The sequence below is a fragment of the candidate division TA06 bacterium genome, assembly GCA_004376575.1.
Taxonomy (GTDB): domain Bacteria; phylum Hydrothermota; class DG-26; order E44-bin18; family E44-bin18; genus E44-bin18.
Genome location: SOJN01000143.1, coordinates 47,913 through 58,080, shown reverse-complemented (window position 1 = coordinate 58,080; position 10,168 = coordinate 47,913). Strand labels below are relative to the sequence as shown.

Sequence of the window (10,168 nt, the reverse complement as noted above, 5' to 3'; positions counted from 1 at the left end):
GACAAGGTGCCTTTTAATGGGTGCTTCGACTCGCTCCGCGAGTCTCGCAATGACAGTCCGTTTTTTTTCGCTGTGCCACTGCGGGTCGTTCGTCTTTGATTTTCTATTTTCGAAGGTGCGGCTGGGGGCAGGTAGGGTTGACATTGCTTCGCGTCCCACGGTCTGCGAGTTTATGCCGTCTGTCCTGCTTGTCCCGAGAGAAGTCGAGGGGAGGCTATCCGAAAGGAGCCTGTCGAGGTGCAATGAGAAGTGGGATTGTTGGCCCGGCGAAAAGCAGATCCTTCGGCTGACGCCTCCCTTCGACAGCCTGCGGCTGCTCAGGATTAACTCTTTCTATAATTCGACCTTCGCTGCCGCTGGGTCTTATTGAGAAAGAGTAAACACGACGAAAAATGCCTCATCCCGCCAACAGGCGGGCGGGGCCTTTTTCGTTTTCTAATTTCGCAATTTCGAATGTGTGGGGAGGAGTTGAGAGGAATTTCGAAGGCTGAGTGTGGAGTGGTGCGGAATTTCTATTTTCGAAGGTGTTGCTGGGGGTAGATGGGAATTTCGAAGGAGTGGTGGGTGGAAGTGTGAAAGGTTATTTGTCAATCCAATATAGAAATCGGCCGCAGTTGGGACAGAGACAAATTTTCTTGTTTCTGTCTTTGTCAGTGGCTAGGGCAATGGGCATGACCTGGTAGCATCCATAGCATATTCCGTCCAGAACGGGAGCCACGGCCCTATCATACCTTTTCATCAGTCGCCTGTATCTTTCGACGATATCTTTGTCAAGCTCTTCAAGCAACTTCTTTCTTGCTGCCTCTATCTTCTTTGTCGGCTTGCCCATCTTGAAGCCGATCTTCTTCAATTGGCTTGAAGTCTTTGCGTCCTGGGACTCCTTCAGAAGAAGATCTACGTCATGAAGCATTATCAAAAGCTCGAGCTGCTGGTGCATGTCCTGACCTGCACGGAGGAGAGACTCCTACCCCGTATCAAGTTTGGAGAGAAACCTCAAGAATTGTTGTTTGTCTTCTATTTCGAGAATCTCTTTCTTCTTTGAAAGCTCTCTGGCCATTTGGGCAACCTTGCCCAGGGCTATGAGGTACTGGTTAGATGGTTCCTGGGGAGGAGCAACGATCAGAAAGAAAATATACACAGGCTTTCCGTCTAAGGACTTGAAATCTATCCCCTTCTTGGAACGGCCAAGGATCACATACAGCTTTTTCACCAGAAGGGAACGACAGTGAGGGATTGCTATACCTCTTGAAACACCTGTCGAGCCAAGTTCCTCTCTTTTCTTGAGCGTCTCGATGAGCATCTCTTTTGATTTTTCATCTATGGGAAGGAGATCCGATAGCTCCCTGAGCACTTCATTTTTGGTGCGGGATTGGAGATCCAACTCTATCAATTCACTCCGAAGATGATCGACAAGCCTCATTACTTAGTCCATTTCCCCGCTCACATTAGAGAATATAACTTTGGGCTAAGTGCGAGTCAAGAAAAAAGTTGACTGTTGAGTAGCATTAAAATTGTCGTTGTTTCCTTGCATTTGAAATGTCGGTATCCTCACCTCCGGAAAAGGGGGTGGGGAGATGGAAACGAGAACGGAAAAGAGGGTCTTTTTGATCAAGGATCTGTTGAAAGAGAGGATATCTAAGCAGGAAGCAGCTGATGAATTGAGGGCGACCGTCAGAACCGTAGAACGCTATGTGAGCAGGTTCCTGGAAAAATGAACAGGATCATCTGGAAACAAAGGTCGAAGGTCTAATTTCGACTTTCCTGCGCACAGGGTTGCGACAAATCAAACGCAAAGTTACAGTTGACTTTTGAATATCTCTTTTCTATAGTCCGTGTGCATGAAGAAAGGCGTGACTATAGGCGCATTCCTGGCGTTCGCAATTCTTGCTTCGCCGACTTCCTACGCCCAAGAGGGGATCCCCCTGAAACTGAGCATATCCAAAGCGCACGATACCTTCGGAAGAGATATTTCAGGCGATGATCAACTTGCAACGGTGAAACACCAGGCAGCCCAGCCCATTATCGTTTCTGTTAGAGGGCCTGATGGTCTGCCAGCTCGGTCCGTTCCCATCGTCTTTTCTGTTGTGGGGGAGCCGGAAGGGAACATCCACAAAGGGGTACGCGCAAGGGTAGCACAGGATACAGTTCTGACAGATGGGTACGGCTACGCAAAAACACATGTGAGGCTGGGGGCAGAACCGGGTTATTATCATCTGACGGCAAGAATTGCCGGCCAGGAATCTCATATCAACTTCACTATAAGAGGAATGCGGAAGGGCTGGCCGGCCTTCAGCGTGTTCGGCCTGGTCGGGGGTCTCTCGCTATTTCTGTTCGGGCTGAACTTTGTGGGGAGGGCTTTGAACAGGGCTGCCGGAGGCAGGCTTCGCCATATGATATTTTCCCTCAGCGAGCGGAAGGCTATGGGAATTTTGGTGGGTGCCCTTCTCACCATTCTGGTCCAATCCTCCTCTGCGACAGTGGCCATGCTCATGAGCTTTGCAAATGCCGGGCTTGTCAACCTCTCTCAGTCTCTTGGCCTCATCCTTGGGGCGGAAGTTGGGACCACACTGACCATACAGGTAATCGCCTTCAGAGTGACCAGTTTTGCGCCCCTTTTGGTGGCACTCGGGTTCCTGCTCATGTCGTTGAGGCAGCCCTATGTCTACTTAGGAAGGACTCTGTTTGGGGTGGGTATGGTCTTCCTTGGCCTGAGACTCATGGCTGACGCGGTAGCTCCGCTCCAGGCGAGTCCGCAGTTTAAGGTTGCGATCGCATTCTTGGGGACAAAGCCTCTTCTCACCGCTATCCTTGCCGCCCTCTTTGCTGCGGTTGCCCGTTCAAGCGCGGGCCCGATAGGTGTGGCTATCATGCTTGGCTATGAGGGTATAATAGACTTAAATGGCGCGGTTGCAGTGGTACTGGGGGCCAACCTGGGCAGCGCCGTAACCGCCCTGCTGGGAGCAGTGAGATCCACGACAGAAGGGAGGAGAGTGGCTCTGGCCCACACAGTATTCAAGCTTGTGGTTGTGATCATCTTCTTTGTCTTCATCAGATACTTCACAGGCCTTTTGTCGATTATCGGCGGTTCTACTGCCCGGCAGATTGCGAACGCTCACACCATCCTCAATCTCGCAGCAGTAGTTCTGTTTTTTCCCATAGTCTCCCCGTATGAGAGGGTCATAAAGGCCTTGGTCAAAGAAGGTCCCGAAACATTGAGGAGAAAACCCAGATACCTTGACGACACGGTTCTTGATACGCCTTCACTTGCAATAGGTCAGGCTCAGAGAGAGGCGATGCGCATGGCCGACATTGTTATGGCCATGTTTGCCAAGGTGAAAGATGTGCTGAGAAGGAATGACGACACCCTGAGAAAAGAGATTGTTGCCGAGGATGATAGGGTTGATGAGCTGGCCGGAAGTATTACTACCTATCTGACAAGGATATCCCAGGAGGAGCTGACCAAGGATCAGTCGCTAAGGGGAGTTGCCCTTCTCCACATAGTCGATGAACTGGAGAGTGTTGGCGATGTTGTCAGCAAGAGTCTCATGATCTATGCGAAGAAGAAGATAGAACTTGGATTCTATTTCTCCAAGGAAGGATTCTCAGAGATAAACGAGTTTCATGAGTTTGTTTCCAAGAGCCTAAGAATGGCTGTTACCTCTTTTTCATCCTGGGACGGAGACCTGGCGAGGAAAACTCTGGACAGGAGGGTCGAAGGTGAACGGAGGCAGTCAAGACTTCATGATGCCCACATAGATAGACTGCGTAAGGACAAGAAAGAGAGTCTGGATACGAGCTCAGTCCATCTTGACCTGATACGGGATCTGGAGCGGATTAACTTCCACGCGGCCAACACTGCGGAGGCTGTACTGGGAAGAATGTAGCATGAAGTATCCCAAGTATCTCAATCTGGTGGGAAAGGAGTTAACAGATAGAGTTGAAGAAGCATTTTCTCTTCTCGATGGATGCAGGCTTTGTCCCAGGAAGTGTGGTGTGAACAGGCTGAAGGGCGAGTTGGGCTACTGCGACTCCGGCAAGGATGCCATTGTGTCCAGTTACAACCCCCACTTCGGCGAGGAGCCTCCCATCTCTGGTCATTCTGGTTCGGGAACAATTTTTTTCACGAACTGCGATCTGAGTTGCGTCTACTGCCAGAACTATCCCATAAGTCAGTTGCATAACGGTAGAACGGTGAGCTCCGATGAGTTGGCAGACATGATGATTTCGCTGGAGGAGAAAGGATGTCATAACATAAACTTTGTGACGCCCACTCACATGGTCCCACAGATACTTGAGGGGCTTTCCGCCGCAGTTGAAAAGGGCTTGATGCTCCCTCTGGTGTACAACTCTGGTGGATACGATTCTGTGGAGGCTCTGAAGCTCCTTGATGGAGTCTTTGATATCTACATGCCAGACTCAAGATATGGGAGAAACGAAGAAGCCTCGAAGTACTCTGATGCGCCTGATTATGTGGAGGTGAACAGGGCCGCACTGAAGGAGATGCGCAGCCAGGTTGGTGACCTTGTGATCGAAGACGGCGTGGCAGTCGGTGGGCTTCTCATAAGGCATCTTGTTCTCCCCAATGGATTGAGCAATTCCTACGAAGTCCTGGCCTTTATAGCCGAACATCTTTCGAAAAACACCTACATAAGCTTGATGGATCAGTATTTTCCGTGCTACAATGCAGACTCCTATCCTGAGCTGGGCAGGAGAATAACCACAAAAGAGTATGAAGATGCACTTGACGCGATGTGGAAGTTGGGGTTACATAGGGGGTGGGTACAGGACCACCTGATATAGGAGGAGACGTATGAGGCTAGTTTGTGGGATTGCGCTGGTGTGCCTTCTTTTCACGCCTTGCTCTTCCAGTGGCCAGGGGCTCGATTCGACTGAGGTGAAGATTTTCCTTAACACGCTTGTGGAGACGGTGGGGCAGGCGATTTCAGGGGGCGTGCTCTGGTCCGCCAACACTCACGGCGGTCTTCCCCACTTCCAGATGGGGGCGGGCTTGAACGTGGTGGGGATAGAGGCTGTGAATCCGACAGACACGAGTGAGACCCTGGTGGCTGTGGTTCCGACCATGTTTTTGTTCGGGGGGATCGGTATTCTAAAGGGGTTCAGTCCCAACCCTTTGGTGGGAGGGATCGGATCTGTTGACCTGATTGGGAGATTCGGTCAGTTCCCCACTGTTGGGGAGTACAGAAAATATGCGGAGATGGCGCCAGCCATATTTGGTGGCGGTATCAGGATGGGTCTGTTACGGAATTCCCTGATTGCTCCCGCTGTCTCCCTTACTTTTGCCTATACCAGAACCAGCCAGATGATGTACGTTTTCAGCGATTCAACGGCAGAGGCCTGGGCAAAACTGAAACTCTCTACACTGAGCTTGCATGTAGATATTTCAAAGAATCTACTGCTGATCACACCTTATGCAGGCATTGGCTGGGACTGGCATGAATTCAATGCAAGCTGGGAGGTAGATTATGTGAATCCGCTAATGGAGGATGACTCGGGGGGCATGGATCTGAAGCCTTCGTCAAGAAGGCTATATGCCGGCGTGGAGCTTTGCCTGGTCATCATCCACCTGAACCTTGAAGGAGGTCTGACCGGAGGGAACGGGTTCGTTGCTGCCGGTGCACGCATTGGTTTCTGAATTCAATATGAAGAGCTGATTGGAAAGGATTGTGCTGATGGAGTGGAAGATAGAGACCTGGGTCAAGGAAGATTTCGCCGATGCTGCCGGCGAGTCTGCAAAGAAGGATCTGCATGATCTTGGATATGTGTCGGTACAAAAGGTGAGGGTGGGCCATACTTACAGTATCCAGGGTGAACTCACTGAGAATGAGGTTCAGAGAATCTCCTCTGAGCTTCTAGCTGACCCGGTAGCCGAAATGACTTCTTGCGGGGAGTCCGTCTATAAAAACGATGACCGGCTCAGGGTGATAGAAATAGGCTTCAATCCGGGGGTCATGGATACTGTTGCTTTAAGCACATCCAAGGCGATTCGGGATCTTGGAATAAAGGACGTGGCCTCGATCAGGACAGGAGTCAAATATGCAATCTGGGGCGTAATGAGTGATGACGATATCCTCATTGCTGCGTCCAGACTGTTCTACAATCCCCTAATCCAGCACATAGTAAGAGAGGAGAAGATTCTGCCTGTGGTTCCCTATAAGTTTGAGCTCACTTCTATCCCTTTGGTGGATGCAAGCGATGATAAGCTTCTGGAGATAAGCGAAGACGGTCAGCTTTCGCTCAACCTTGACGAGATGAAGGCTGTTCAGCAGCATTTCCTCGAACTGGGGAGGGAACCCACTGATGTTGAGCTGGAGACGATTGCACAGACATGGTCAGAACACTGTGTTCACAAGACTTTCAGAGGAATAATAGAGTACGAAGGCGAAAGGATAGAAGGACTTCTTGAATCGACCATAATGAAGGCGACAGAGCAGTTGGGAAAAGACTGGTGCCTCTCTGTCTTCAAAGACAACAGCGGAGTGATAGAATTCGATGAGGAGCACGACATCTGTTTCAAGGTCGAGACGCATAACCACCCTTCGGCGCTTGAACCCTATGGTGGCGCAGGCACAGGGATAGGAGGTGTGATAAGGGATCCGCTCGGTACTGGTCTTGGGGCCAAACCGATAATAAACACCGACGTCTTCTGCTTCGCTCCTCCGGACTATCCTGCACGGGAGGTTCCAAAAGGGGTCCTGCATCCCAAAAGGGTGATGAAGGGAGTCGTCGCGGGCGTGAGGGATTATGGTAATAGAATGGGTATTCCTACTTCCAATGGTGCAGTTCTTTTCGATCCCGCTTATCTTGGCAACCCAGTGGTTTACTGCGGGAACGTAGGGTTGCTTCCCAAAGGCAAAAGCAGTAAAAAGATAGAAGCAGGGAATGCGATAGTGCTGGTGGGGGGAAGGACTGGGAGAGATGGGATACACGGAGTCACTTTTGCGTCCCTGGAGCTGCATGAAGAGTCGGAGTCTCTCTCTTCACAGGCTGTGCAGATAGGAAATCCGATAGAGGAGAAGAGGCTGACAGATGCAATAATCAAGGCGAGAGATCTGGGCCTTTATGTTGGTATCACAGATTGTGGAGGAGGAGGCCTGTCCTCTGCTGTGGGAGAGACAGCCAGAGCTGTAGGCGCGGAAGTGAATCTAGAACGAGTTCCGCTCAAGTATGAGGGGCTTTCCTACTGGGAGATCTGGGTATCTGAGGCTCAAGAAAGAATGGTACTTGCGGTGCCAGAAGAGAAACTGGAAAGGTTGCTCGACGTGTTTGAAAGTGAGGAAGTGGAAGCCACGGTAATCGGGAAATATACTGGCGACAAGAAGCTAGTTCTGAACTACCGGAACAAGAAGGTCTGCGATCTGGATATGCGATTTCTGCACGATGGCTATCCAATTCCAACCAAGAAGGCAGAATGGGAAAGACCGTCCCTGCAAGAACCTGAGTTTGGCGAACCAGACGATTTGACCGGTGACCTTCTATCGATACTCTCGTCCTGGAACGTGTGCAGTAAGGAGTGGATAATCCGACAGTATGACCATGAGGTTCAGGGTGGGTCTGTAGTCAAGCCCTTGACTGGCATCGGAAACGATGGTCCTTCCGATGCCTCGGTCACCAGGCCTGTTCTTCACTCAGACCGGGGGGTAATCATATCCTGCGGGATAAATCCGAGATACGGACTGATCGATCCGTACTGGATGGCAGCCTCAGCCGTAGACGAGGCTTTGAGAAATCAGATTGCCGTTGGAGGAAGTCTCGATCGTGTCGCCCTCCTTGACAATTTTTCCTGGGGGAATCCGGATGTTCCCGAAAGGCTGGGCGCTCTTGTCAGAGCAGCTAAGGCATGCCATGACGCTTCCACCGCTTACGGGTGCCCCTTCATCTCCGGCAAGGACAGTCTGAATAACGAGTACAGAGTTGGGGACAAAACGATCTCGATTCCTCCCACACTGCTTATATCGGCTATGGGTATCATGAGTGATGTGCGCAAGGCAAAGACGATGGATGCAAAAGGGGTTGGCAGTCTCATTTATGTTGTGGGCAAGACTTTTGATGAGCTTGGTGGCTCACATTACTATCTTGTGCACGGAGAAATCGGCTGCAACGTCCCCAGAGTCAGTTTTGTTGATGCCAGGTGCACAATGGAATCTCTCAGTAGCGCCTCGAGAAAGGGTTTATTGAGATCAATCCATGACTGTTCGGAAGGCGGTATCGGTGTAGCGTGCGCTGAGATGGCTTTTGCGGGCGGACTCGGGATAGAGATTGACCTTTCACATGTACCACTTGGTGATCCCATAGAGAGGGATGACAAGATTCTCTTCTCAGAGTCAAATACAAGATTCATAGTCGAGGTAGGGGAAAGAAACCGGCTGCAGTTCGAAGCAGAGATGAGGAATGTCCCATTTGGGCTTCTGGGCACCGTTGACGACTCCGGTGATTTTGTGGTCAAAGGCATGACGGGTAAGGTTGTTGTGAGTGCTGACATTGCGGGCCTGAAGGAGGCGTGGCAGAAACCTTTGAGGTGGTGAGGAGTTGGTAAACTATCTTATTCAGCTTGTTGATGCGTTGGGCGTTGCGGACCATGAGAAGCGCAAAGAGATCGCTTCTGACATGGAGAAGGTTGCGACCACTTCCGATGGCGAAGAGATGGAAGTTCTACGGAACAAGCTTAAGGACGCGATTTCACCTTACGGAAGATTTGAGGCTGCCTCGGGTCTATCTGATGACCCGATGAAGGCTCTGGAGAAGGCCATATCTGCCATGTTGCTCAAGGAGGAGCGCTTCTTCAGATCATATGCCATAGTGGTTGTGGTTCACGCAAGGAACCTTATCTCTCAAAAGCAGATAAATGAGATAAACCAGACGATGAGAAGGCTGGCCGGCAGATACACCAACATTGTGGCAAAGCCGATAGAGAGCCCGGACATCAAGGGATACGATGTGAGGCTCCTTGCAATAGGCCTTCATGAGAAAGGTAGTGTTAAGTGAGAGAATGGTTGCTGTGATGAACGGTGTACAGCCAAACTTGTACCGGTGAGGTAGGAGAAGATGGGTAAGGCTAGAGTATTGATTCTGAGGACTGCTGGTACCAACTGCGACTATGAGACGAGGTATGCGTTCGATTCTGTTGGGGCCAGCACAAGTCTTGAGCATGTCAATCGGCTGATCAGTGGGAAGGTGAGTTTGAATGATTTTGAAATCCTGGTCATACCTGGCGGGTTCACATACGGCGACGACATAGCTGCTGGGAAGATACTGGCGAATGAATTGAAGTACAAACTGCGGGCAGAGATCGAGCAGTTTGCGAGGGACGGGAAGCTGGCCATCGGCATATGCAACGGCTTCCAGGTGTTGGTTAAGGCGGGTTTGCTTCCTGCATTCGACGGGAAGGTGGAGCAGTCGGTAACGCTTGTTTTCAACGATTCAAACAAGTTTGAAGATAGGTGGGTTTATCTGAAGACAAATGATGAATCGAGATGCATATACACGGAGGGGATAGAGCCAATTGTGTATATGCCGGTTGCTCATGCCGAGGGAAAGTTTGTTTCCAAAGATAGCGAGACTCTGAGCAAGCTAGAAAAAAGTGGCCAGGTTGTTTTCACTTATGTGGATGAGCATGGCGAACCCACAGGTTATCCGGGAAATCCCAATGGCTCTGTCAAAGGGATAGCAGGGATATGCGATCCAACCGGCAGGATTTTCGGTATGATGCCACACCCTGAGAGGCACATGCATCCTACTCAGCACCCGCGGTGGGCGCGTGAAGGCCTCAAGGAAGAAGGGGATGGCATGGCGATATTCAAAAATGCCGTGGACTTCGTGGCCCGAAACCTCATCTAACTCACGACTTCGAAAATCGAAAACAAAAGCCGCTTGGTGGGAAGGGCGAAGGACCGGGCTACTGAAGTAGTTGGCAATTCAGAGTTTGCCCTTCGACCGGGCTCAGGACCTTCGGCAGTTGGTGATTCTGCAAAAGTCCAAAAGTCCACGCCTGCCCCGTTTCTCGCCAAGCGAGATACACGGGGCCTTTCCCCCAAACCTGAAAAAAGCAGCTTTTGGCCGTCTTTTGGCGTATAGCGCATAGCGTACAGCGTAAAGCGCGCAAAAGGGGGTTGACAGAAGGGCGGATTGGGCTATAATTAAGAATGAGAGT

Annotated in this window: 9 protein-coding genes; 7 read left to right on the top strand and 2 right to left on the bottom strand. The window is 50.7% G+C overall.

What is annotated here, in order from left to right; genetic code table 11:
* Positions 1–580: 580 nt before the first annotated feature.
* Both E3J62_12030 and E3J62_12025 read right to left on the bottom strand, forming a co-directional pair.
* Positions 581–937 (bottom strand): hypothetical protein, encoded by a 357-nt coding sequence (locus E3J62_12030; protein TET43936.1) that lies wholly within the window; start codon positions 935–937, stop codon positions 581–583.
* Between the two features lie 27 nt (positions 938–964).
* Positions 965–1,420: a PTS sugar transporter subunit IIA gene (locus E3J62_12025; protein TET43935.1), complete on the bottom strand. Its 456-nt coding sequence runs from the start codon at positions 1,418–1,420 to the stop codon at positions 965–967.
* Between the two features lie 154 nt (positions 1,421–1,574).
* Here E3J62_12025 and E3J62_12020 point away from each other — a divergent pair, with 154 nt between their 5' ends.
* The 7 genes from E3J62_12020 (at position 1,575) to purQ (ending at position 9,855) form a co-directional block, all read left to right on the top strand.
* On the top strand, positions 1,575–1,715 hold the full coding sequence (locus E3J62_12020) for a hypothetical protein (GenBank protein TET43934.1): 141 nt from the start codon (positions 1,575–1,577) through the stop codon (positions 1,713–1,715).
* A 123-nt stretch (positions 1,716–1,838) separates the two neighbouring features.
* Positions 1,839–3,884, top strand: coding sequence for a Na/Pi cotransporter family protein (locus tag E3J62_12015; GenBank protein ID TET43933.1), 2,046 nt, complete (start codon positions 1,839–1,841; stop codon positions 3,882–3,884).
* A gap of 1 nt (position 3,885) precedes the next feature.
* On the top strand, positions 3,886–4,800 hold the full coding sequence (locus E3J62_12010) for a radical SAM protein (GenBank protein TET43932.1): 915 nt from the start codon (positions 3,886–3,888) through the stop codon (positions 4,798–4,800).
* Positions 4,801–4,810: 10 nt separating this feature from the next.
* Positions 4,811–5,653, top strand: coding sequence for a hypothetical protein (locus E3J62_12005; protein ID TET43931.1), 843 nt, complete (start codon positions 4,811–4,813; stop codon positions 5,651–5,653).
* Between the two features lie 37 nt (positions 5,654–5,690).
* A complete protein-coding gene (gene purL / locus E3J62_12000) occupies positions 5,691–8,543 on the top strand; it encodes a phosphoribosylformylglycinamidine synthase subunit PurL (protein TET43930.1) in 2,853 nt (950 codons plus the stop codon).
* A gap of 4 nt (positions 8,544–8,547) precedes the next feature.
* A complete protein-coding gene (locus E3J62_11995) occupies positions 8,548–9,003 on the top strand; it encodes a hypothetical protein (protein ID TET43929.1) in 456 nt (151 codons plus the stop codon).
* Between the two features lie 60 nt (positions 9,004–9,063).
* Positions 9,064–9,855, top strand: a complete 792-nt coding sequence (gene purQ, locus E3J62_11990; protein ID TET43928.1) for a phosphoribosylformylglycinamidine synthase I — start codon at positions 9,064–9,066, stop codon at positions 9,853–9,855.
* Positions 9,856–10,168 lie beyond the last annotated feature (313 nt).

What these genes read in the sequence shown, in the direction of transcription:
- E3J62_12030 (TET43936.1), bottom strand. Translation starts at nt 937, where the DNA reads ATGCACCAGCAGCTCGAGCTTTTGATAATGCTTCATGACGTAGATCTT.
- E3J62_12025 (TET43935.1), bottom strand. Translation starts at nt 1,420, where the DNA reads ATGAGGCTTGTCGATCATCTTCGGAGTGAATTGATAGAGTTGGATCTC.
- E3J62_12020 (TET43934.1), top strand. Translation starts at nt 1,575, where the DNA reads ATGGAAACGAGAACGGAAAAGAGGGTCTTTTTGATCAAGGATCTGTTG.
- E3J62_12015 (TET43933.1), top strand. Translation starts at nt 1,839, where the DNA reads ATGAAGAAAGGCGTGACTATAGGCGCATTCCTGGCGTTCGCAATTCTT.
- E3J62_12010 (TET43932.1), top strand. Translation starts at nt 3,886, where the DNA reads ATGAAGTATCCCAAGTATCTCAATCTGGTGGGAAAGGAGTTAACAGAT.
- E3J62_12005 (TET43931.1), top strand. Translation starts at nt 4,811, where the DNA reads ATGAGGCTAGTTTGTGGGATTGCGCTGGTGTGCCTTCTTTTCACGCCT.
- purL (TET43930.1), top strand. Translation starts at nt 5,691, where the DNA reads ATGGAGTGGAAGATAGAGACCTGGGTCAAGGAAGATTTCGCCGATGCT.
- purQ (TET43928.1), top strand. Translation starts at nt 9,064, where the DNA reads ATGGGTAAGGCTAGAGTATTGATTCTGAGGACTGCTGGTACCAACTGC.